The sequence below is a fragment of the Natrarchaeobius chitinivorans genome, assembly GCF_003841505.1.
GTDB classification, from domain to species: Archaea; Halobacteriota; Halobacteria; order Halobacteriales; family Natrialbaceae; genus Natrarchaeobius; species Natrarchaeobius chitinivorans.
This window is the reverse complement of sequence record NZ_REGA01000032.1, coordinates 1-22,985: the sequence shown is the minus strand read 5'-3', so window position 1 is coordinate 22,985 and position 22,985 is coordinate 1. Positions and strand designations below refer to the sequence as shown.

Genomic DNA, 22,985 nt, shown 5'->3' with positions numbered 1-22,985 from the left:
GGTGAGCCAGCGGTCTCCCCGACGAACAACGCAGCTGAGAATGCACTTCGTGAACCAGTCGTTCTCCGGAAAATCATCGGGACACTCCGGAACGATCGAGGTATGTTCGTTCACGAGACGATCTTGTCCCTGCTGGCGACATGGCGCCAGCAGGGACGCAATCCCTACGAAGAACTTCGCCGAGTCGTCAGCAACAATGAGATGATCTCACGGGCTCACGCTGTACCGGCTGTCGAGACTTCGGGGTAAACTCATACCCTCTAAGTAAACTACTGTCGGCGTTACGAAATTATAATGTGTCTCTCAGTTCCATCCGCTCCTATTCGAATTGTTACCACTTATGGTTCTAATGTGGGTACTATATATGTTACCTGGGGGTTGATGTCCAATCTCACTCATCTATGTACATAATTACGATAGTATGTTTGTAATTGGAGCACTAATATCGATCATCAATATTGGTCTCTAGTTGGGATTGGAGTGGTTACAGAGATGATTTCTCCTCGTCTCAGTTCTAATTCGACTGGACTGGAGGGAAGTTCAACCTCTTATAGAATACGTTAGACTAAGTTCTATATTCATCAACCATTTTGGGTATTGGTATGCTGATTACTCGTTCGTGCGGACAATATTTATCGGTAGTATTTTATAATCGGGATTGATCGTCATTGATATGGACGTACGAGTATACCCGACGGGAGTCGATGGTACCGTCCGCGCACCACCGTCAAAGAGTTATACGCACCGTGCGATACTTGCTGCCGGATACGCGGGCGGCGGCGTCGTTCGCAGTCCCCTGGTCAGTGCCGATACGAAAGCAACCGCTCGAGCGACCCGACTGTTCGGCGGCGACGTGGCGCGTGAGGACGAGATAACCGTCGACGCGCCGGCCGAGTGGCCGACGACCCCCGCGGACGTGATCGACTGTGCCAACAGCGGAACGACGATGCGTCTGACGATTGCCACGGCGGCACTGGCCGACGGGACGACCGTGTTGACCGGGGACGAATCGCTCCGGTCACGCCCACAGGGGCCGTTGCTCGACGCGCTCGAGGACCTCGGTAGCGAGTCCGCCGAAAGTTCGCGAGGAAACGGTCAGGCACCGGTCGTCGTCTCCGGCCCAGTGGAAGGCGGCAGCGTTTCGCTTCCCGACGATATTCCGTCGCAGTATATTTCGGCGCTCCTGATGGCGGGGCCGAAGATGGCAGACGGCGTCGAAATCGAACTCGACTCCCCGCCGAAGGAAGTTCCGTACATCAATCTGACTATCGAACTCCTCGACTCCTTCGGCGTTCAGGTCGCAGACACCGACGGTGGATACGCCGTCTCCCCCGACCAGTCGTACGAACGTGAGGACCCGTACGTCGTTCCAGGGGACTTTTCGTCGATATCGTACCCGCTGGCTGCCGGTGCCGTTGCGGGAGAGGTTACCGTTTCCGGGGCTCAGCCCAGCGCGCAAGGTGACAGCGAAATCGTCTCCATCGTGAAAGACATGGGGGCAGACGTCAGCTGGGACGAAGAGAACGGTCGGATCTCTGTCTCGAGCCAGCCGCTGTCCGGAATCGAGGTCGACGTCACCGACATTCCAGACCTGCTTCCGACCATCGCCGTCCTCGGGGCGGTCGCCGACGGAACCACGACCATGACGAACTGCGCCCACGTTCGCCAGAAAGAGACCGACCGTGTCGAGGCGATGACCGAGGCGTTGACCAAGATGGGTGCCAGCGTCTCCGAGACTGAGGATACGATGACCGTCCACGGCGGGGAGACGGAGTTGACTGGTGCGACGGTCGAGGGCCGCTCCGATCACCGCCTGATCATGGCGCTGTCGATCGCGGGCCTCGTCGCCGATGGACCGACCACCATCCGCGGTGCCGAACACGTCGACGTTTCGTATCCGCAGTTTTTCGACCACCTCTCCGAACTGGGAGTCGAGGTCGACCGGCTGTAGATGCGTATTCCCTCGGGTGTCCACGTCTCGAGTCGATCCCGCACAGAGCCGGCCGGCAGTCACACGGAGCGACTGACGCCGTCGAATCGTTCACGATCGGCGTCATCGAACCGGTTCTGACTGGCGGTGTCGGGATCGTTCCCGATTGGCGACACCGAATCGTTTCCGGCTGTCGTTACCGCGTTCGCACTCGAGATTCGATTGTGGCCGACGATAGGAGCCAAACTAGTACCGTTCCGTCGTGGCCGGTGGGACCCACGACCGGTCGCGGTTCATCCGGTAACCCGTTACAGCAGATCGAATCAACGCGCCTGGGGACTAATCGGCGGGTCTCTCCTCTCTCGTGTGGGCGATTATCAACGAAGCGAGCGGCAACAGATGGAAACATTGATCAAAGATCTCCTGTATTTCAGAATATGAAGAGTGGAAACTCTAACCTATTAGCATCATATTGGCTACACGCTGGCGATGCCGACCCACTCGGGAGGCGAACGTGGAGCGCCTGGGACTTTCGAACGCGTGTCGAGGCGCTGGCCGAGTACGGCTTTACCGGAATCGGCATGCACTACGCCGATATCTCGCACATGGTCGACGAGGAGAACTATACGTTCGCGGAAATCGCCCGCATTCTCGAGCGCAACGGGATGGAGTTCGTCGAACTCGAGTTCTTGCAGGATTGGCTCCTGAGCGCTGACGATTATCGGCGGGAGAACGAGCGCGAGGTTCGCCGAACGCTGTTTCGATTTTCCGAAGAAGTCGGTGCCAACCACGTCAAGGTTGGCAACCCGAAAGGCTACCCAGTTTCCACCGAGGAACTGAGCCGGCGGTTCCTCGAGTTGTGCGAGGAAGCAGAGTCCTACGACGCCGATATCGCGTTCGAACTCTTTCCGTACGATCCGATAATCGACACGATCTCGGAGTTGACCGATCTCGTCGACGGCGTCGACAACGGCGGTGTGATACTGGACAACTGGCACGTCGAAAAGTCGAACATCGACTTCAGACAGTTAGAAACCGTATCCGCGAACGATATTGCGGGCGTGGAGTTCGCTGACGGATACGATCACACCTCGCTCGAGTACCGAGACGAGGCGCTCAATATGCGCAAACTGCCCGGCGAGGGCGATTTCGATATCGAATCGTTCGTAGAGAGCGTGAAAGCGACCGGCTTTCGCGGTCCGTGGGGTGTCGAAATTCTGTCGAAGGAGTATCGAATGCTCCCCCGAGAGGACGCCTATTCCCGGGCGCACGAGACGGCCAGTCGGTTCATCTGACGCGTTCTCGTTTCGTCAGGCCAATCACTCCTCCCCTCGTCGGAGACGCCCCCGCGTCGATCCAACCTGCGTCGATCCAGCACGACCGTCCGGTGGTCTGGGGTCGGTTTGTCGGTCCCTACTCCCGGATCGGTCCCCTGTATAGTCGAAAGGTTTAACAGGAGATACCCCACTTATTACTCAACCTATGGCGCAGACGGTCAGATTATCGGACGCCCTCTATCAAGCGATTAACGAGTCCCGCAGCGAGGACCAATCGTTTCAAGACGTTATCGAAGAGATGGCCATCGAAACCGGCGTGCTCGGTGACGTCTCGACGCTGTCGGAACTCCATCCGTCGCTTCAAAGTTTGTACGGGTACAACGACGAGGAGATACACGAACTGCTCGATATTCTTCGCGTCATCTACACTGCCGAAGCCGAGGCACCGTACGATACGATCAACTTCCCCGATTACAACTACGAATCCTGGACGCTCTACGATCTCGGATTACGCCAGAGTAGCAACTCACAGCGGCTGACTCCGGCCGGTCGTGACGTCGCGTCGGAAGCCGTCGAGCAGTTCATCGAGACGAATATGGACGACATCCTCGACGTCCTCGACGATTACAACGACAAGATCCTCCTGTTTTTCGTAAACTACGGGCTCAACAGGCTCGGGTCTGGTCACCTGACGACGCACGATTCGACCTTCAGTAGCGATCGCGATGCGCCGTGGCAGACGGACGAAATCACCAACACCTACCAGAAGTTTATCGGCGACCTGCGCGAGCTCAACATCGCCGTCTCCGTCAGCAGTACGGTGTCCTACGGGAATATCGAGGTCTTTACTGTCCTTCCTCCGGAGTTCGAATCGTTCATCCTCGAGCAGATATCCGTCGACGAAGACGAAGTGATGCGCAAGATCGAGGTGTACAAAGCGCTAACCGACTACATCAAGGGCAACGTGAACAGCCGGAACGAAATGCTGGATCAACTGGACAGCGCGAGCGAGTCCGACCTCGTCGAAGAAATCTCACGGTTGCACGAAGAGGATCTCACCTCGAAGTACCTCGAGGACCAGCCCAAGTCGCCGCTTATGGTGAAAAACATCGAAAAGACCCTCTCGCAGATCGAATCGAACATGGAAGCCGAACTCAACTAGGTCACAGCGTTTCCGGTGGATCAGCTTTCTCGTCGCCACTTCGTGATTGCGGATCGACTTTGCCGCTGCCACTTCGTGACCGCTGATTCGAACGCTGTCCGTTTTCGTCTCGTTTTCCGGTCTCGAGAGTAGCTGTCCCGTCAACCGGCGTGGTTGGAACGGTCTCTTTCGCTGGCACTGGTGGCCGTCTTCGTGACGGTCGCAATCTCGATTCACACCGTCCCGCCCACCGCAATCTCGATTCCCTTGACACTCCTCGTCGTTCATCCGTGTGGGGCTGGCCCTTCGATTGCCGTCCGCTTCGAGGAGCCACTCGGAATCGATACCGAACTTGTTATCTATCCCAAGTATATATTCTAATATTATATCTAACAGTTGCCATTTATAGTATCATACATATGGGTGTTACTATTTTTTCTATTGAGAGAAATAAAGACATACAACGGGTTTAAGGCATGAGAAATTGGCTTCTATTAAGATATGCTAAAAAGAACGAACTCGCAGACGTGGTGGTAGAATAACTCGTCCCGAGAGCTATCGAGAATAGTATCTATACCTGCTGTTCCCCATTTACGCCCTCGTCTACTCGGTTGGATCACCGTCGACGGAGACGGACTGTTGTCGTTCGGTGCCGGTGATCGCTCGGACGAGGTCTGCGCTCACCGGTAAAGCGCGACGACAATCCGTATGCGTCATCGGTACTGAGGTCCTCTCGGCAGTACCGTCGGTCATCTATAGTACCAACTGGAATTGTGTCCACAGTTCTATAGTGACAACTGGAACTAGTTACACACTGATCGCACAGCTCACGGGTCACTGCGTTCCCCGTTCGCTATATCGCGGTTCTCGTTCGTTACATCGCTCACGGGTCACTTCGTTCCCCGCTCGCCATTCCGCGATTCTCGCTCACTCCGTTCGCTCCGAACCGCGTACGCTCCGAACCGCGCTCTCGTCGTGCGATCAGGTGTGCATTGACTTCCAGTGGCTACTATAGCTGGTGCTGTATACCCAGCTCCGATTTCGGCGGTCAGGGTCGGGTTGCGTCGTTCGGATAGACCGGAAACCGTGTCGGTATTCGGTGTTGTCCGGCGACCAAACACTTATTTGTGGACCAAAAATAATGTACGTGATAATGTCGCGGGCAACTATCGATACCCCCGAGCAGGTCACACAGCTTGACAAACTTCTCCGCGTGAACCTCACCGAGAAGCGACTCGAAGTCGAGACGGTTCCACAGGAGTACCGGGATCGGTTCATCGCCGGGAAGGGGCTGGGTGCAGCGCTGTTGCTCGAGGAAGTCGAGGCGGGAACGGATCCCCTCTCCTCCGACAACACCCTGTATTTCACGTTCGGTCCCCTCACCGGATTCGCGCCGGGGACCTCGCGCTACGCAGCCGTCACGAAGTCGCCGTTGACCGGCACGTACGTCGATTCCTACTCGGGCGGGCACTTCCCGACGATGGTTCGCTACGCCCTCCCGGACGTCCTCGCCATCGCCGTCGAGGGCCGGGCTGACGACCCGGTTACGCTGCGGATCACCGAGGGCGAAGTGACACTCGAGGACGCCACCGACCTGTGGGGGCTCGACACCAAAGAGACGGCACGGCAGTTCGAGGGCCGGCAGACGAAAACGGCCTGCATCGGCCCCGCCGGCGAGAACGAGGTCCGGTTCGCGACGATCTCGAGCGACGAGGGGACGCATCACGCCGGCCGCGGCGGCGTCGGTGCCGTGATGGGGTCGAAGAACCTGAAAGCGGTCGTCGCGACCGGCGACTCCCCGCCCGAAGCGCCCGACGTGCAGGATCTCAAGGTCAAACACACCCAGCGACTCGGAACTGACGACGAGGTATCGTGGGCGAGAAACGGCGGAACGCAGCTCATCGTCGACTGGTCCCAGGAGGTCGGTGCGTTGCCCTCGCACAACTGGACTCGCGGAACGATCGAGAGCGTCGACGACCTGAACATCGACGCCTTCGAACCGGGCCACACCGACACGGACTCCTGTTTCGGCTGTCCGGTCGCGTGCGGCCACGTCGTCGATTTCGAGGGGAGCGATGTGGACGGGGCGTTTCCCGACGCCAGCGTCGACTGGGGGCCGGAGTACGAGACGATCGGTATGATGGGAGCGAACACCGACATCACGAACGTGACCGAGGTGACCCAGCTGGCGAATCTCGCCGACACGCTGGGGATGGACACGATCTCTCTCGGAAACGTCCTCTCGTGGCTGATGGAGGTGACGGAACACGGGCTCGTCGACTCAGAGTTGACCTGGGGCGATGCCGACGCCGCAGCCGAGATCATCTGCAAGATCGCCCACAGGGAGGGGATCGGTGATGGGCTGGCGGAAGGGACCGCACGCGCTGCCGACGTCCTCTGTGACGGCCATCCCGACGCTCGCGAGGCGGCAGTCCAGGTCAAGGGGCTCGAGCTTCCGGCGTACGAACCCCGTGCGTCGTTCGGGATGGCGCTCGCGTACGCGACCTCCGATCGCGGCGGCTGTCACCAGCGGGCGTTTCCCATCTCCTCCGACGCGTTCGGCGGATCGCGCGATCCCTTCGACACCGCCGGCCACGCGTCAGTCGTCATCGAAGAACAGGACGAGAACGCGCTGACCTACAGCATGGTCGCCTGTTCGTTCACCGCTTACAACTACGATCGCGTCTGCGAGTGGCTGAACGAACTCGGATACGACGTGACCGTCGAGGACCTCCAGGCCGTCGGCGAACGGGCGTGGAACGCGACGCGGCTGTTCAACGTCCGCGAGGGCTTCGACAGGGACGACGACGCCCTGCCGGAGCGATTCACCCGGCCCCTCGAGCGCGGCGGGCCCGCCGACGGCAACGCGATCGCCGAGGAGGAGTTCGAATCGATGCTCGAGGAGTACTACGACCAGCGCGGGTGGACGGTCGACGGAAAACCGACACGGGAAACGCTCGAGCGTCTGGACATCGCCTCGATCGCGCCCGAATCGGCCCTCTCGTAACCGGTCGTTTTCTCGCTTTGTTTCTTCCGCCGCTGTCTCCCGATGGTTCGGCCCGTTTACCCTGACGGGGCGCGCTCGTACGGCACTGCGCGATGTCGATTTTGAGTGACGTCGACGTCGATTCTGAGTAACGTCGAATCGTCAGGTTCCGCTTTCTGCGCCGGGCGATCCTACTCGTTCCCGCTGATACTGATGAACTCGAACTCGTCGGACCGGGTGTCGAAGCGCTTGAGTCGGAACGGATCCATCGGGAACGGCGGCTCTTCGCCGGTGAGAATCGACCGGACGGCCGTTGCCGCGACGGGTGCGGTCATGATCCCGCGGCCGTTGAACCCCGTCGCGACCACCAGTCCGTCCGGGCCGTCCGCCGGCGTATCGATGATCGGTCGCGTGTCGGGCGTCGCGCCGTCGATTCCCGCCCAGTCGTCGACGTACCGCGCTCGGTCGAACCCCTCGAGAAAACGCGGGACGAGATCTGCAACGTGGTTGCGGAACGCCTCGTCGGCGTCCCCGCTTGCTCCCCGGGGATCGTCTTCGGCGAACGACCACCCGCCGACCAGCAGATCGCCGTTGGCCTCTCCGCGGAAGTAGACGTGTTCTTCGGGGTACCACCCCATCGGAAAGTCGGCCGAGAGCGGCTCCTCGGGTTCGAGGACGATACACTGGGTCCGGTAGGGCCGCACCGGAACGGGGACGTCGAGCGTCTCGAGGAGGACCTCTCGCGTCCGCCATCCGGCCGCACAGATCACGCGATCGGTTTCGACGCGCCCGTCCGCGGTTTCGACGGCGCTGATCGCTCCGTTCTGCGCCGTTAGCCCCGTCACTTCCGTCCCGGTGTGGAATACCGCACCGTCTTCTTCGGCGTCCCGCTGGAGGCTCACCGTGAACGTGTACGGATCGACGTGGCCCGACACCCGATGCTCTACCACGCCGGCGTACTCCGAGAAGTCGAAGCGTGGGTACCGGTCGCTCGCCTCGGCCGCCTCGAGAAACGAGACCGGCAACCCGTCGGCGGCAACTCGGTCGACGTACCGGCGCTTTTCGCCCTCGCGGTCTGGCTCGACCAGACCGATGCTGGCGCGTTCGCTGAACGTGACCGCCCGCGTGCCGTCGTACTCGCGAAAGAAGTCGATCGAGTGCCAGGCGATGTCCGGGTAATCCTCGTAGTTCGAGAGCGTCGTCACTTCACCCGCGGCGAGCGCCGTCGCACCCCCCGCGATCTGGCCGCTCTCGAAGACGCGAACGTCGTGGTCGGGCGCGAGCGCTCGAGCGACGGCACAGCCGATGACGCCGCCGCCGATAATCGCGACGCGATCGCAGTCACTCATGGTCGTCCGCTCCGCCGACCGGTCGATAGCTAGTCGCGATTGATGCCCGCCCCCGCGCCGCTTGATGCGTCTCCGTTCGTCGGGTTCGAACGACGGTCCGATCACGGTCTGCTCGCCTCGTGCCCATTGTACTGCTATCGATTTTCGAATCCACCGTAATGACTGTTCGGGTCACGACGGCGCTGGGGCGGTCGAACTGGCGCTCGGTCGTCGATCTCCGGGTCCGAATCTTCGTGGAACCATTCAAAACCGAACCAGTCTCGCGCCGTACAGTCGATAAGTAGTGTCCCGAGCTTGAACTGATGAGCGAACTCATACGGGTGGTGTCGGTTTCGCTCGTCAGTCGACGTTTGGAGGGGACGAAGAGTCGGTATCGGTCGAGAGCCAGCTAGAGCTGTCTCGCGACCCAGTCGAAGCTGAACAGCAGTACGATCGGCACGAGGACGACGAATATCGACAGCATCAGGATCGTCGAGACGACGCTGATGATCGGGTCGATGAACTGCCGGAGCGCGGACCACGCGAGCACCGGCACCGTCTGCGTGGCGTAGCTGCTCAGGAACAGCGCCATGATGAACTCCTGGAGGCTGATGATGAACGCGATGAGTCCGGCGGCGGCGATTCCCGACTTGATCTGCGGGAGTGCCGCGTGCCGGAACGCCTCGAGCGGCGTTCCTCCGAGGTCGAGCGCCGCATCCCGAAGCTGCCAGTCGAACCGCGAGAGGACGGCCTGCATGACGAAGAACACGAGCGGTGCCGCCCAGAGCGTGTGGGCGATCACGATGCTGACGTACGTCTGGAAGAGCCCCAGCATGCTCATGTAGATGACGAGCACGATGCCGATGACGACCGGCGGGATGAGAAGCGGCAACAGGACCACCGGAAGCAGCACCTGCGTGATCCTCGAGTCGACGCCCTGGATGCCGTAGGCGGCGGTGGTTCCGAGAACCAGCGAGAGCACCGTGGTCGCCGAGGCGATCAACAGACTGTTGGCGAACGCGCGCATCCACCGGGAATCGGTCAGGAACTCCTGGTACCAGACGAGCGAGAACTGGTCCGGCGGAAACGTCAGGGTGGCGTCGTGGTTGAACGAGGTCCCGACGATGATCAAAAGCGGCGCGATCATCGCCGCCAGAACGGCACCGTACAGGAGCCGAAAGGCGATCAGTTCGACCGTCTCGCGAGGCCGCGTTCGGGCGATCGTGAGCCGCCGTGCGAGCCGTCGTTTCGTCGATTCGATCAAAACATCTCACCTCCGACGTCGCGTCGGCCGATGAAGGCGAAAAACGCCAGCAGCGATACGAAGACGATGACGACGATAATCACCGACAGCGCCGCGCCGTGTGGCCAGTTGAACTGGCTGATGACGTACTCTTCGACCTGCACGGCGAAGGTGCGTTCGCTCGAGGAGCCGAGCAAGACGGGCGCTGCGTAAGCGCCGATGCTCCAGGTGAACGCGAGCACCGTTGCGACGGCGATTCCCGGAACCGCGTTCGGCAAGACGACTTCGTAGAACGCTCGGGGTCGACTCGCGCCGAGATCGAGTGCGGCGTCGATCAGGTCTTCGTCGATCGAGACGAGCACGCTGTAGATCGCCAGAATCGCGTACGGGGCGACCATGTAGACGATCCCGACGACGACGGCGAACTCGTTGTTGAGCAACTGGACCTGGTCCGCTCCCGTAAACCGGTTGACCGCCTGACTGACGACGCCGATCGGGGAGAGCAGAACGACCCACGCGTACATCTTGACGACCAGCGTCGTGAGCAACGAGACGACGACGGTCAACAGGAGTACGTTCTTGGTCATCCCGTCCGCTCGCCAGGCGGCGTGGGCGTAGGGAATGCTGACGAGAAGGGTCACGATCGTGACGACGATAGCGGTCCGGAACGTGTACGCCATGATCCCGTGGATGAAACTCGAAGAGAGGATGTCGACGTAACTGTCGAGGGTCACGCCGGGATTGTAGGCACCGCTCTGGTCTGTCTCGTGGAGGCTCATCCGGACGAGAATGAAAAATGGGATCACGAAGAATATCGTTTTGAACAGCAAAATCGGGGCGAGCAACAGAAGCGACGTTCGCCCTCGCTGGTCGATGGCCGCCTGTATCGAGTGTGCGATATCTGCGATCCCGTTCAAATCAGTTCACCCTGTCCGTCGAACGCGTTTATCTCGTCTTTTTCGTACTCGATTCGGACGGTCGTCCCCGGCGAGAGTCCGAGGTCCTCGCCGATGCGTCTCTCGAAGAAGATCTCTTCGCCGTTGACCTCGACGAAGTACCGGACCATCGAGCCGCGGTACAGTCGATGGACGACCTCGCCGACGACCGAGAGGTCCCCGTCCCGGTCGGTCGCGGCGTTCTCCTCGGCCACGGCGATTTTTTCGGGTCGAATCGACAGCGCTACCGTGTCGCCGGGGGCGGCACCGTTGGCGGCTTTCGACACCGTCACGGACGACCCGAGATCCGTCTCGACGACGCAGTCGGTGCCGTTCGTCCGCGCCAGTTCGCCGCTTACCATGTTCGTATCGCCCAGGAACTCCTCGACGAACCTGTTTGCCGGCTCGTCGTACACCTCTCGAGGTGGCCCCGACTGGACGAGTTCCCCGTGGTTCATGATACCGATCCGATCGGCGAGGGTAAACGCCTCGTCCTGATCGTGCGTGACGTACACCATCGTCTGATCGAGTTCGTCGTGGATGGCGTTGAGTTCGATCTGCATCGCTTCCCGGAGTTGCTTGTCGAGATTCGAAAGCGGCTCGTCGAGGAGCAAGACCGACGGCTGGAGCACGAGCGATCGGGCGAGCGCGACGCGCTGTTTCTGTCCGCCGCTGAGTTCCGTCACCGACTTGTCGTGGTAGTCGGCCATCTCGACCATCTCCAGCATCTCGAGGCTCTTTTCTCTCCGAGTCTCCCGGTCGACGCCGTCCATCTTGAGCCCGAACGCCGCGTTCTCGAGGACCGTCATCTGGGGGAAAAGCGCCCAGCTCTGAAACACCATCGACGTGTCCCTGTCGTACGCCGGCGTGTAGGTTACGTCGTTGCCGGCCATGTACACACTCCCAGACGTCGGCTGTTCCAGACCGGCCAGCATCTGCAGCGTCGTCGACTTCCCACAGCCACTCGGGCCGAGCAAACAGAACAGTTCTCCCTCCTCTATCTCGAGGGAGAAATCCTCGACGGCCTGGATGTCGCCGTAGGCCTTGCCGAGGTTTCGACACTCGAGCTGGCTCGGTGCCGACGCCGATTCGATCGTTCGCTCATTCATATACGATTTCGCTGAACTGCTCGTTCAGGGTATCGTAATGTGGCTGAAGCTGCTGGAAGTTGGGGAACCCGCTCAGCATCGTCTCCATCTCGTCGTTCGACGTCGGGTACGTCTCCTCGCCGCGACTGTCGTACTCGGCTTCCTCGCTCGCGAGCAGGACGTTTCCGCTCTCGTACCATCGCTCTTGGATCTCTGGATCGAGCATGTGATTCATGAACTCTTCGACGGCTTCTTTCTTCTCGTCGGTACCCCGAACCCGGACGAAGTGATCGAAGTATCCGGACGTGACCGACGGGGTAACGATCTCCCAATCGTCGTTGTCGTCCGTCTCGACCCACCCCGATCCGGTGTAGGACATTCCCATGTTCACGACCTCTTGCCGGAGGTTCTCCCACAGTTCCGCGCCGCCGGCGGTCCAGGCCTCGATGTGGTTCTCGTCCAGTTCCTCGAGGACGCCGATAAGCGCGTCGTGGTATTGCTCGTCGTACAGTTCGTTTGCACCCTCGGCTTCGCCGGTCATGACGGCAACGGTACTGATCGTGTCCGTCCAGAACCCGGCCTCGAGCGCTCCGGAATCGACCTCGTCTCGAAGGAAGTCGGTCCAGTCCGTCGGCGTAAAGTCGACGTTCGATTCGTCGTAGACGATCGCGTACGACGCGCCGTCGGTCGGTACGCCGTACTCGAGGTATTCGGTGCGGAACTCGTTGCGGAGATGCGGATAGACGGTGTCGAGATTCGGGATGTTGTCGAGATCGACTTCAGCGAAGAGATCGTCCGCAGCACCCCGCAGCAGGAAGTCGCCGTGGGCAGACATGAGGTCGAACGGAGGATTGTCCTCCGGAGCGCTTCGGACCCGCGAGAGCATTTCGGCCCACTCGGGGATGACCTCTACCTCGTGGTCCGTCTCCTCCCTGAATGGGTCAACCACGCCCTCCTCGAAGTTCTCAGCGTAGGTTCCACTCCAGGCTGCTACCCGAATCGTTTGCGCGTCGCTTCCGAGACAGCCTGCGACCGCCCCCACCGCTGCCGTCCCAGCCACCGAGGCAAACTGTCGCCTGGATATCCCACTCCCCATACTGGTGCCCGTTGTGTCTTTATCCGTCATAGCATGCCCCACTATCCCGTTTCACCTAAATAAAACTATCGGAGGTGCGTACAAACACACGACGACGACTCTCTCGGTGCTGGTCGTCTCGAGATCCACCGATTCGACTCGAGAACCGTATCGAGGACCCGATTGTGGGTATCTCCGGTATCGAAACGTCGTGTCCGATCTTCCGATCTATTTTTGCTCTTGAGCGTCGACGGTGTCCTCACCCGAACGACGTCGCCGACAGTCTCCACTCGGACGAACTTTCATTACAACCCGAACGCAAAGACGAACGCTGGAGCAATCGATACGAGTGATAGAGATAATATGAGTGAGGATAATACCCAGTGTCACGACGGCGGTACCGGTCCGTCGGAGTTAGAACCGTATCTCATGACCGTCCTCTCGAAGAAGTTCGAGGCGATAACCAGGGACATGACGCAGTCGCTGTTGAAATCCGCCCGTAGTAACATCATCAGCGTCGCGCGGGATTTCTCCTCGGCGATCACGCTCTACGACGGGCGACAGTTCATGATCGACGAGGGGTTGCCGATCCACCTGGCGAACATCCACCTCGTTCCGCAGGTGACTCGAGAGTACTTCGACGACGTTCGGCCCGGCGATTGTTTTCTCACCAACTCGCCGTACGCCGGAAACACCCACCACGCCGATTACACGCTTCACTCGCCGGTGTTTTGCGACGGCGAGCCGCTGTTCTGGACGGTCAGCCGGGCCCACCAGGCTGACGTCGGCGCACCGGTTCCGTCGACGTACGTCGCGGACGGCGAAACCGTCTTCGAGGAGGGGATGCATCTCCCTTCGGTACGCATTCAACGGGAGTACGAGGATCGAGAAGACATCGTGCGGATGTGTACGGAGAACATCCGCGTCGGAGAGACCCAGTGGTACGGCGATTACCGGGCGCAGGTCGCCTCCGTCCGACGCGGCGAGACGGAGATTCAGAATCTCTGTGAGGAGTACGGCGTCGACGTCGTGAAGACGTTCGTCGAGGAGTGGCTCGAGTACGGAGAACGCATGATGCGCCAGGAGATCGCGACCCTTCCGGCGGAGACGATCTCACACACCGCACACCACGATCCGATCCCGGACGCGGCACCAGAGGGCGTTCCGGTCACCGTCGAGCTGTCGATCCTGCCCGACGAGGAACGGATCGTCGTGGATCTGACCGACAACGAGGATACCATTCCGGCGGGGTTCAACCTGACCGAGGCGACGACCGTCGCGGCGGTCTACGGGGGGATCTTCAACAACCTCGACGCCGACATCCCGCACAACCAGGGCTGTATCGACCGCATCGACGTCGAGATGGGCGACGGGAAGGTCGTCGGTCGGCCGGAGTATCCGGCGGGCACGTCCCTCGCGACGACGAACGTCTGCGATACGCTGTTCAACGCCGTTCAGGCGTCGTTCGGACAGCTCGGGGAGCCCTACGGAATGGCCGAGGGGGCGTCGGGGATGCCGATCGTCGTGAGCAACATCTCCGGCGTCGACCCGCGCCGCGACGAGGAGTTCGTCAACCAGGTCATCTACTACGGCGGCGGCGGTCCGGCGGTTCACGGTCACGACGGCTGGATGATGTACGGCATTCCGATAACCGGCGGAGTGATCTACAGGGACAGCGTCGAGGTGGACGAACACCAGTATCCGATCCTCGTCGAGGAAAACGAACTAGTTCCCGACACCGGCGGTCCCGGCAAGTGGCGCGGTGCACCCGGCTGTATCTGTCGCTACCGGCCGCGAGATACCGAAATCACGGTAACCTACTTCGGCAACGCGACCGAGTTTCCCCCGAAGGGAATCCGCGGGGGTAAGGCCGGGGGGAAAGCCGCGACCAAAATCGAGACCGCCGACGGCACCGTCGTCGATACGCCGTCGATAAACGTCGTCGAGGTCGGACCCGGCGAGACGGTTATCGGACGGTTCGCCGGTGGCGGCGGATACGGCGATCCGTTCGAACGCGACCCAGAACGCGTCCGCTCGGACGTCGAACAGGGATACGTCACCGTCGACGGGGCCGACGAGGACTACGGCGTCGTCCTCGAGGAGACGTCGACCGGAATCGAAATCGACGAAGACGCCACGCGCGAACGCCGCAATGAGGTGGAGCGATGAGCTACAAGGTAACGATCGACATCGGTGGAACGTTTACGGACCTGTACCTCCAGGAGACGGAGACCGGCCGAACGGACTCGGTTAAAGTTCCGACCACGCCCGACGAGTACACGCGCGGGTTCTTCGACGCCCTCGATGCGGCGAGCTCGGAACAGGGGCTCACCACCGAGGAGTTCCTCGAGCGGACGACCCGGCTCGTCCACGGCACGACGATCGCGACGAACGCGATCATCGAAGAAACGACGGCGGAGACTGCCCTGCTGACGACCGAGGGGTTTCGCGATACGCTGGTCCTTCGGGAAGGCGGGAAGGAAGATCCATACGACTGGCAGATGGACTATCCGGAGCCGTACGTCCCTCGATCGCAGATCTACGGGATCCCGGAGCGGATCGATGCGGAGGGAGACGTCGTCACACCGCTCGACGAGGAGGCGGTTCGGGAGACGGTCGACGAGATTCGCTCGAAGGGAATCGATTCGATCGCCGTCTCGTACCTCTGGTCTCACGCCAACGCCGCCCACGAACGACGGACCGGGGAGATAATCGACTCCATCGACCCGTCGCTGCACTGTTCGCTGAGCCACGAGGTCAACCCGATCATCCGCGAGTATCGACGGACGGTCTCGACGTGTATCGACGCCTCGCTGCACAACCAGGTGTCTCGGTACTTCGAGAAACTGTCGGCGGAACTGGCGGAGATCGGGTTCGACGGCGAACCCCTCATCATCACCGCCAACGGCGGGGTGATGTCGATCGACGAGATCGTCCGGACGCCCGTCTGGCTCGTCGACGCGGGGCCGACGATGTTGCCGGTCGCCGCCGACCGATTCGTCGGCCTCGAGCGCGACAGCGCGAACGTGATCGCACTCGACATGGGTGGGACGAGCCTCGACATGAGTCTCGTCAACGACGGAACGATTCCGCGGACGAGAGAAGCGGAGATCGGCGACGACCTCCTCGGAATCGAGAAGGTCGAGGTCAAGAGCATCGGCTCCGGCGGCGGGAGCATCGCGTGGGTCGACGAAGGTGGCCTTCTCCGGGTCGGGCCGGAAAGCGCGAGCGCCGTTCCGGGGCCGGCCTGTTACCTCCGCGGCGGCGAGCGTCCGACGGTCACCGACGCGGCGCTCGTCCTCGGCTACCTGAGCGAGGAGCGGTTCCTCGGCGGCGACATGCAGATCAGCAGGGACGCAGCGGAGGCCGCACTCGAGGAACACGTCGGCGACCCGCTCGGGATCTCCCCGCTCGAGGCGGCGCGTTCCGTCGTCGCGACGGCGAACCAGGACATGATCAACGGGATTAGGGAGACGACGATCCAGCGCGGCGTCGACCTCCGGAACTACGTCCTCTCCGGCGGCGGCGGCGCGCTCGGCGTCCACGCCGCGATGCTCGCGAAGGGAGTCGGCGTCGAGGACGTCGTCCTGCCGAGAAACGCCGGCGTCGTCAGTTCGATCGGCGGCGTCGTCTCCGACGTCAGGCGGGACTTCTCCGCGAGTCACTTCACCGAGAGCGACCGGTTCGATCACGACGGCGTCGACGAGGTTCTGACCGATCTCGAGGCGCAAGCGATCGACTTCTTCGACCGAACCGGCTTCGCCGAGGCGGATCGGTCCATCGAGTACTACACCGAGGCGCGCTACCCGCGCCAGGTCTGGGAACTCGAGGTCCCGATCGCCGATCCCCCCATCGAACCCGGCGACGAGGCCGATCTCGTCGAGGCGTTCCATCAAACTCACGACGACACCTACGGGTTCCGGATGGACGATCAGGACGTCGAGTTCCTCTACTGGCGTCTCGAGGCGACGGGGCAGACGGACGGCTCCGTCTCGTCGGCGGCGGACGGCGAGGCGACGGGCAGTATCGACGAGGCTCGATACGAGCGGCGACAGGCGTACTTCGACGGCGAACTGCACTCGACGCCGGTGTTCGACGCGGCCGCGCTCTCGCCGGGACAGGAAACTACTGGTCCGGCGATCGTCGATTCGCCGACGACGACGGTGATCGTCCCGCCAGGTGATACGCTCTCGATCACCGAACACGGGAACTATCACGTCTCGGTCGGGACCGAGTGATCGCCGAATTCGCCTCGATGCGGACGGAGTAATCGCCAAACCGTTACAGGCTGCGTTCTCTGACCCGCATTCGCCCGCTTCGGGAACCTTTTGCGTTTCTCCAAACAAAATACATAAGTATCCGAACTGGCCTCTAGTGAGCCATGAGTTATCGTGAGGCGGCCCTGAACGAGTACGGTGCCGAACTGTCGGTCCCGTTTCCGTTGAGCGAGTACGAGGATCGATTATCGAGGGCGGTCGCCGAAATGGAAGACCGGGGGATCGACCTGCTTTACTGTACCTCCCCGGAGAGCATCTTCTACTTCACCGGCTACCAGAACGAGTGGTACCAGGAGCAAAGTCCAGGTCGGATGGCGCCGGTCATGGGTGTGGCGATCAGCCGCGAAGACGAGGAGCTAATCCAGTTCGAGAAACAGACGGAGGAACTGCTCGTCAAGTACACGAGCATCGCCTCGGACGTGCGCATCTGGGAGGGTGATCTCGGCCCCGTGGAGTATCTGATCGACCAACTCGGTTCGGAGGGGTGGCTCTCGGGGACCGTCGGGTTCGAACAGAGACACTACCGACCGACGCCACACTGGAGCCGGAAGATGGAGACGGCGTTCGAATCGGAAGGCTGTACCGTCACCGACGCAACCGACGTCGGACGGGTCCTCAGAGAGGACAAGTCTCCCCTCGAGCTATCGTACGTGCGGAAAGCGGGACGGATCGCCGACGTCGGACTGCAGGCGGCTCTCGAGTTTATCGAACCGGGCGTCACGGAACTCGAGATCAAAGGCGAAATCGAACGAGCGATGTACGAAGCCGGCGGCGAGCACTCCGCGATTCCGACCCACGTCGCCACGGGCGCGCGGGTTTCTTCGCTTCACTCGCTGGCCGGGCGAAATAGCGTGATGCACGGCGACCTCATCAGTATCGACCTCTGTGGCGTGTACAACCGCTATCACGCGAATCTCGCCCGCATGATCTCGGTCGGCGAACCGGACGAACCCGTCGCCGAGATGATCGACACCGCCGCCGGGGGGATCACCCTCCTCGAGGACCTCGCGGAGCCGTCGGTCCACACCGACGAGATCAATCCGGAACTCGAGAGTTACTACCGGGACGCCGGAATATGGGAGGATCGGTGGTTCACCGGCGGCTACGAACTGGGCATCTCGTTCCCGCCGGACTGGGTCGGCCACTACGTGTACGGACCCGACGAGGACCTCGAGATGGAGTTTTCGCCCGGAACGACGGTCCAGTACGAATCGAACTTCTATCTCCCCCGCGGAAGCGGCATGTGCGGGCTGATCGATACGTTCGTCTACGACGAGGAAGGGGCCGACCGCCTCAGCGACTTCTCGCCGGAACTCCTCGTGCTCGAGTGATCCGGTCTCCCGTCCCGGTGAATCGGTGTAATCGCGGCTGTCAGTAATCCACCACAATAATTATACCGTCGCTGGCCAAGGTACGATTCGATGACATCCGAACGGACTCTCAGCGTCCACTGGGACGAACTGTTTCTCACCCATCGAATGTCGAACGGCACCTACGAGTTTCCCGCCCGCGAGTGGCTCGCGATCGACGAACCCCACCCCGAGCGACCCGAGCGGCTGTTGAACATCAAATCGGCGATCGATCGCTGGCTCCCCGAGCGGACGGAGTACCGGTCGGTACAGCCGGCGACCGAAGCGCAGTTGACCGCCGTCCACGATCCGGCGTATCTCGAGGAGATTCGGAACGCGTCCCGGCGTGGTGGCGAACGCGTGACCGCGTCCACCGAAGTGACCGAGAGCGCCTACAGGGCGTCGGCTGCGGCGGCGGGTGCCGCGGCGGCTGCAGCCACGGAGACGCTCGAGGACGACGACGTCGTTCCGTACGCGATGTCCCGACCGCCGGGTCATCACGCACAGCCTGGGATGGCCGACGGCTACTGCTTTATCAACTCCGTCGCGGTCGCCGCCGAACACGCCCTGGACACCGGTCGTGCGGACAGCGTCGCCATCATCGACTGGGACGTCCACCACGGCAACGGCACCCAGGAGTGTTTTTACGACCGCGACGACGTGCTGGTGATCAACCTCCACAACGACTTCGGGGCCTGGGGGCCGAACCACCCACAGACTGGCGACGTCGACGAACGGGGCGAGGGGGACGGGACGGGATACAACGTCAACGTCCCGCTCCCGCCTGGAACCGGAGACGGCGGATACGAGTACGCATACGATCGGCTGATCGAGCCCATCGTCTCGGCGTTCGATCCCGATCTGCTCCTCGCCAGCGCGGGACAGGACGCCGGCGTCGCCGACCCTGGCGGACGGAACCTCGTGACGAAAGACGGCTACAGATCGATCGCCGCGAGAACCCGAGCCCTCGCCGACGACCACGCCGACGGTTCGCTGGCGATCGTTCAGGAAGGCGGCTACCAGCTTTCACACCTCGCGTTCGCCACGCTCGGCGTCCTCGAGGGCGCACTCGGCGTCGAAACGGAGGCGACGGATCCGTTCGGCGTCCTCGAGGAAAACGAGGAACTGGCGGCGGAGTGGATCGATACTGCGGCCGCGGCCTGTGAGGATCACTGGGACCTCCCGTGAGCTTGCTCGAGCGCTGAGATGGTTGGAATGGGCGTCGGTTCGCCGCGACAGTTCGACCGTCGCGACGTACGCACGCCGAATCGGACGACCTGTGTGTAACTCGGTTCAGTTGGTACTACAGGAGAACGGTTATATGTGGCTTGGTCCTACAATGGGCAACTGCATCAATGACGAGTAACACAGACGAACCGACCGTCATCGTGGTTGGTGGGGGAATAGCGGGCTGTCAGGCGGCGCGCGAACTCGCCGTCGATCACACCGTGACCCTGCTCGAGCGCGACAACGTCGCCACGGGCGCGACCGGCGTCTCGGCCGGACTCGTCGCGCCGACGCTCTTTTACAGCGATCGGCCCGCCGTCGCAACCTACGCCAACGAGTACGTTCGGCGGTTCGACGGGACGAACGGATTCGAGTTCCACGAACGGGATCGCCTCGATTTCGTCAGGCCGACCGACCGAAAGGAGGCGAACGCAACCGCCACAGAGCTGGCGGAAAAAGGGTTCCCGGTCGGGTATCTAGACGCCTCCGCGGTCGCCGATCGATACCCGCAGTTCGACCTCGAGGGCTTCGCCGGTGCCGTTCTCTACGAGGACACCGGCTGGGTCGATCCGTACACGTACGCCAGTGCTGTTCGATCGACGGCAGAAGACGCGGGAGCCACGGTCGAGGCGGGCGTCACGGTCACGGGCGTCACGACGGACGACTCCGGCGTAACTGGGGTCGAGACCGCGGATAACGGCCACTACCCCGCGGACGCCGTCGTCGTCGCCGCCGGCTGGCGAACTCCGCAGTTGCTCCCCGACGGGGCAAGCGTTCCGGTCCGCCCGTACCGGACCCAGTGTATCGTCCTCGAGCCCGAGTCGCCGCTTTCCGACGATTTCCCGCTCGGTCGCCTCGGCGACGAACACCTCTACTTCCGCCCGGAACACAACGGCGACCTGCTGATCGGCGGCGCTCACGAACCGATTTCCGATCCTCTCGCGGCCTCAACCGACGCCGACGAGTCGTTCACGCTCGAGGTCGCCGATTTCGTCCCCTCGTTCATCGACGGCTTCGAAGCCGCCGGATTCGTCAACGGCTGGAGCGGTGTCGACACCGCATCGCCCGACACGCGCCCGATCATCGGCCCGCCGCCGGGCGGACCGGACGGTCTGATCGTCGCGACCGGGTTCAACGGGCTGGGTGTGATGGCGTCGCCGGTCGTCGGCCCCGTCGTCCGCCACCATCTGACGGGCGTCTCGATCGAGTTCTCGCCGGACGTGTTCGATCCCGACCGTTTCGATTCCGTCACGGACACGTTCGAGTACGTCTCCACCTCCGAAATCTGATCGAGATGGCTCGAGTCGCGACGTGAATCGGGCTACTATCGATCATTTCCGCAGACCAGGCGACGTCCCGCGGTCGCTGCGGTATACAGGTACAGCTATAGTAGCCACTGAACGTCATTGCACACCCGATCGCGGGACGGATCGGCGATCGGTGTGTACATCGTTTCAGTTGTTACTATATCCGTATGAGACGTCGTTCGATCCGCCGCCGCGCGCAAGTCATGCGAACGCTTATGATGGCCGACTCGAAACACGACTGCCATGAGTTCGGAGGACGATAACAGGCATTTCCGAAGACTGTACGAACAGACGCCGACGAGTCGGTCGTTTCACGAACGGGCTCGAGACGTGACGCCGCTCGGCGTCGAGTCGAACGTCCGCTCCGTTCGCCCGTACCCGTTTTACCTCGGCGAGGCGGACGGATCGTACGTCTACGACGTCGACGGTAACGAGTATCTCGACTTTCTGATGGGACTGGGCCCGGGAATCCTCGGGCACAACTACCCCGACGTCGTCGACCGCGTCGAGTCGCAGATCGAAGCGTGCGGGAGCGTGACGGCGATCCCGCAGACGATCGCCATCGAGGTGATGGAACAGATCGAGTCGATGACGCCGAGCGTCGAGAAGCTTCGTCTCGCGAACAGCGGAACCGAGGCGACGATGCACGCGATCCGCGTCGCCCGCTCGTACACGGGCAACTCGAAGATCGCCAAACCGGAAGGTGGCTACGCCGGCGCACACGACTACGCCCTGCAGTCGGTGTCGGCGTCCGAGGAGGCGCTCGGTCCCGAGGACGACCCCGAGACGGTTCCCTACGGGACCGGCATCCCGGACGCGGTCACCGACACCGTCGTCGCGTTCCCGTTCAACGACGAGGAAGCGACCGAGCGAATCCTTCGCGAGCACGCTGACGACCTCGCCTGTGTCATTCTCGAGCCGGTGATGGCTTCCTGTGGGGTTCTCCCACCGGACGAGGGCTACCACGAGTTCCTCCGGGAACTGACCGAGGAACTCGACATCGTCCTAATCTGGGACGAGGTGATGACCGGATTCCGGCTCGGTCCGGGGAGTGCGCAGGGCCGATTCGGCGTCACGCCCGACATGACGACGTTCGCCAAGGTCGCCGGCGGCGGCTACCAGCTCGCCGCGTTCGGCGGCCGCGAAGATCTCATGGCCGAAATCGAACCGCCGGCGGAGAATCCGAAGGACAAGTGGAAGACGTCGGCGTTCCACGGCGGGACCTACAACGGCCACCCCGTCTCGTGTGCTGCGGGACTCGCAACACTCGAGGTACTCGAGGAAGAACCGGTGTTCGAGACCATCGAACCGCTCGCCGAGCGACTCTTCGACGGGCTACAGGTCGCTGCGGACGAAGCCGGCGTCGAGGCGTCCGTCCAGTACGTCGGATCGATGGGAACGCTGTTTATGCTGGACGAGGCCCCGACGACCCAGCGCGAGACGTGGCAGGCTGACGACGACCTGTTCCGGGACTGGTGGTTCGAAGCCGCCGCGAGCGGCGTCCTGTTCGGCAACGACGATCAGTACGAACGGTTTTTCACGTCCTACACCAACACCGACGAACAGATCGACTTCGCCCTCGAGGTCGCCGAAGACGCGTTCCGACGCGTTCGGTGAGAACTAGTGCGCTCGCAAGTGTGGACAGCCTAGTCCTGCTTTTTCTCCGTGATAGTTGGATAGAGCCGGAGTAACTTCGTTCGGGCATCATCGGCAGTGAACTGCCAGTCGATCGAGACGGTAGCCTCGTTACGGTCAGTTTCCCACGCGGCGACCTCCGTTCGGAGTGTCGCCGCGTCAGGGATGCGCTGGTTGAGGCACTGGG

Annotated in this window: 15 protein-coding genes and 1 pseudogene; 11 read left to right on the top strand and 5 right to left on the bottom strand. The window is 61.8% G+C overall.

Going from position 1 to position 22,985, the window contains the following annotated elements:
• From EA473_RS21270 to EA473_RS21250, 5 genes and pseudogenes are all read left to right on the top strand, one after another.
• A pseudogene (locus tag EA473_RS21270) lies at nt 1-249 on the top strand (IS66 family transposase); the annotation flags it as partial.
• A gap of 424 nt (nt 250-673) precedes the next feature.
• Nucleotides 674-1,951 carry a 3-phosphoshikimate 1-carboxyvinyltransferase gene (aroA, locus tag EA473_RS21265; RefSeq protein ID WP_124197620.1) on the top strand — a complete coding sequence of 426 codons (1,278 nt, stop codon included), beginning with the start codon at nt 674-676 and terminating at the stop codon, nt 1,949-1,951.
• Nucleotides 1,952-2,367: 416 nt separating this feature from the next.
• Nucleotides 2,368-3,225 (top strand): sugar phosphate isomerase/epimerase family protein, encoded by an 858-nt coding sequence (locus tag EA473_RS21260; RefSeq protein WP_124197619.1) that lies wholly within the window; start codon nt 2,368-2,370, stop codon nt 3,223-3,225.
• A 187-nt stretch (nt 3,226-3,412) separates the two neighbouring features.
• Nucleotides 3,413-4,369 carry a hypothetical protein gene (locus EA473_RS21255; RefSeq protein ID WP_124197618.1) on the top strand — a complete coding sequence of 319 codons (957 nt, stop codon included), beginning with the start codon at nt 3,413-3,415 and terminating at the stop codon, nt 4,367-4,369.
• 1,132 nt (nt 4,370-5,501) lie between these two features.
• Nucleotides 5,502-7,355 carry an aldehyde ferredoxin oxidoreductase family protein gene (locus EA473_RS21250; protein WP_124197617.1) on the top strand — a complete coding sequence of 618 codons (1,854 nt, stop codon included), beginning with the start codon at nt 5,502-5,504 and terminating at the stop codon, nt 7,353-7,355.
• Between the two features lie 170 nt (nt 7,356-7,525).
• Here the strand turns inward: EA473_RS21250 and EA473_RS21245 are convergent, their stop codons facing one another.
• The 5 genes from EA473_RS21245 to EA473_RS21225 all read right to left on the bottom strand — a co-directional run bounded on the left by EA473_RS21245 (nt 7,526) and on the right by EA473_RS21225 (nt 13,054).
• Nucleotides 7,526-8,683: an NAD(P)/FAD-dependent oxidoreductase gene (locus EA473_RS21245; protein WP_124197616.1), complete on the bottom strand. Its 1,158-nt coding sequence runs from the start codon at nt 8,681-8,683 to the stop codon at nt 7,526-7,528.
• Between the two features lie 388 nt (nt 8,684-9,071).
• Nucleotides 9,072-9,926 carry an ABC transporter permease gene (locus EA473_RS21240; RefSeq protein ID WP_243645335.1) on the bottom strand — a complete coding sequence of 285 codons (855 nt, stop codon included), beginning with the start codon at nt 9,924-9,926 and terminating at the stop codon, nt 9,072-9,074.
• Nucleotides 9,923-10,822, bottom strand: coding sequence for an ABC transporter permease (locus EA473_RS21235; protein WP_124197615.1), 900 nt, complete (start codon nt 10,820-10,822; stop codon nt 9,923-9,925). Before EA473_RS21235 ends, EA473_RS21240 begins: the two co-directional genes overlap by 4 nt.
• Nucleotides 10,819-11,949: an ABC transporter ATP-binding protein gene (locus EA473_RS21230; protein ID WP_124197614.1), complete on the bottom strand. Its 1,131-nt coding sequence runs from the start codon at nt 11,947-11,949 to the stop codon at nt 10,819-10,821. The genes EA473_RS21235 and EA473_RS21230 overlap by 4 nt, the downstream gene beginning before the upstream one ends.
• Nucleotides 11,942-13,054: an ABC transporter substrate-binding protein gene (locus EA473_RS21225; RefSeq protein ID WP_124197613.1), complete on the bottom strand. Its 1,113-nt coding sequence runs from the start codon at nt 13,052-13,054 to the stop codon at nt 11,942-11,944. The genes EA473_RS21230 and EA473_RS21225 overlap by 8 nt, the downstream gene beginning before the upstream one ends.
• Before the next feature lie 312 nt (nt 13,055-13,366).
• On the opposite strand from EA473_RS21225, the gene EA473_RS21220 reads away from it, so the two are divergent.
• From EA473_RS21220 to EA473_RS21190, 6 genes are all read left to right on the top strand, one after another.
• Nucleotides 13,367-15,172 carry a hydantoinase B/oxoprolinase family protein gene (locus EA473_RS21220; protein WP_124197612.1) on the top strand — a complete coding sequence of 602 codons (1,806 nt, stop codon included), beginning with the start codon at nt 13,367-13,369 and terminating at the stop codon, nt 15,170-15,172.
• Complete coding sequence (locus tag EA473_RS21215; protein WP_124197611.1) at nt 15,169-17,241, top strand: hydantoinase/oxoprolinase family protein; 2,073 nt, start codon at nt 15,169-15,171, stop codon at nt 17,239-17,241. Before EA473_RS21220 ends, EA473_RS21215 begins: the two co-directional genes overlap by 4 nt.
• A 143-nt stretch (nt 17,242-17,384) precedes the next feature.
• Complete coding sequence (locus tag EA473_RS21210; protein ID WP_124197610.1) at nt 17,385-18,611, top strand: M24 family metallopeptidase; 1,227 nt, start codon at nt 17,385-17,387, stop codon at nt 18,609-18,611.
• 90 nt (nt 18,612-18,701) lie between these two features.
• On the top strand, nt 18,702-19,817 hold the full coding sequence (locus tag EA473_RS21205) for a class II histone deacetylase (protein ID WP_124197609.1): 1,116 nt from the start codon (nt 18,702-18,704) through the stop codon (nt 19,815-19,817).
• 167 nt (nt 19,818-19,984) lie between these two features.
• Nucleotides 19,985-21,145: an NAD(P)/FAD-dependent oxidoreductase gene (locus EA473_RS21200; RefSeq protein ID WP_124197608.1), complete on the top strand. Its 1,161-nt coding sequence runs from the start codon at nt 19,985-19,987 to the stop codon at nt 21,143-21,145.
• 261 nt (nt 21,146-21,406) lie between these two features.
• Nucleotides 21,407-22,780, top strand: coding sequence for an aspartate aminotransferase family protein (locus EA473_RS21190; protein ID WP_124197606.1), 1,374 nt, complete (start codon nt 21,407-21,409; stop codon nt 22,778-22,780).
• Nucleotides 22,781-22,985: the final 205 nt, after the last annotated feature.

What these genes read in the sequence shown, in the direction of transcription:
- aroA (WP_124197620.1), top strand. Translation starts at nt 674, where the DNA reads ATGGACGTACGAGTATACCCGACGGGAGTCGATGGTACCGTCCGCGCA.
- EA473_RS21260 (WP_124197619.1), top strand. Translation starts at nt 2,368, where the DNA reads ATGAAGAGTGGAAACTCTAACCTATTAGCATCATATTGGCTACACGCT.
- EA473_RS21255 (WP_124197618.1), top strand. Translation starts at nt 3,413, where the DNA reads ATGGCGCAGACGGTCAGATTATCGGACGCCCTCTATCAAGCGATTAAC.
- EA473_RS21250 (WP_124197617.1), top strand. Translation starts at nt 5,502, where the DNA reads ATGTCGCGGGCAACTATCGATACCCCCGAGCAGGTCACACAGCTTGAC.
- EA473_RS21245 (WP_124197616.1), bottom strand. Translation starts at nt 8,683, where the DNA reads ATGAGTGACTGCGATCGCGTCGCGATTATCGGCGGCGGCGTCATCGGC.
- EA473_RS21230 (WP_124197614.1), bottom strand. Translation starts at nt 11,949, where the DNA reads ATGAATGAGCGAACGATCGAATCGGCGTCGGCACCGAGCCAGCTCGAG.
- EA473_RS21225 (WP_124197613.1), bottom strand. Translation starts at nt 13,054, where the DNA reads ATGACGGATAAAGACACAACGGGCACCAGTATGGGGAGTGGGATATCC.
- EA473_RS21220 (WP_124197612.1), top strand. Translation starts at nt 13,367, where the DNA reads ATGAGTGAGGATAATACCCAGTGTCACGACGGCGGTACCGGTCCGTCG.
- EA473_RS21215 (WP_124197611.1), top strand. Translation starts at nt 15,169, where the DNA reads ATGAGCTACAAGGTAACGATCGACATCGGTGGAACGTTTACGGACCTG.
- EA473_RS21210 (WP_124197610.1), top strand. Translation starts at nt 17,385, where the DNA reads ATGAGTTATCGTGAGGCGGCCCTGAACGAGTACGGTGCCGAACTGTCG.
- EA473_RS21205 (WP_124197609.1), top strand. Translation starts at nt 18,702, where the DNA reads ATGACATCCGAACGGACTCTCAGCGTCCACTGGGACGAACTGTTTCTC.
- EA473_RS21200 (WP_124197608.1), top strand. Translation starts at nt 19,985, where the DNA reads ATGACGAGTAACACAGACGAACCGACCGTCATCGTGGTTGGTGGGGGA.
- EA473_RS21190 (WP_124197606.1), top strand. Translation starts at nt 21,407, where the DNA reads ATGAGTTCGGAGGACGATAACAGGCATTTCCGAAGACTGTACGAACAG.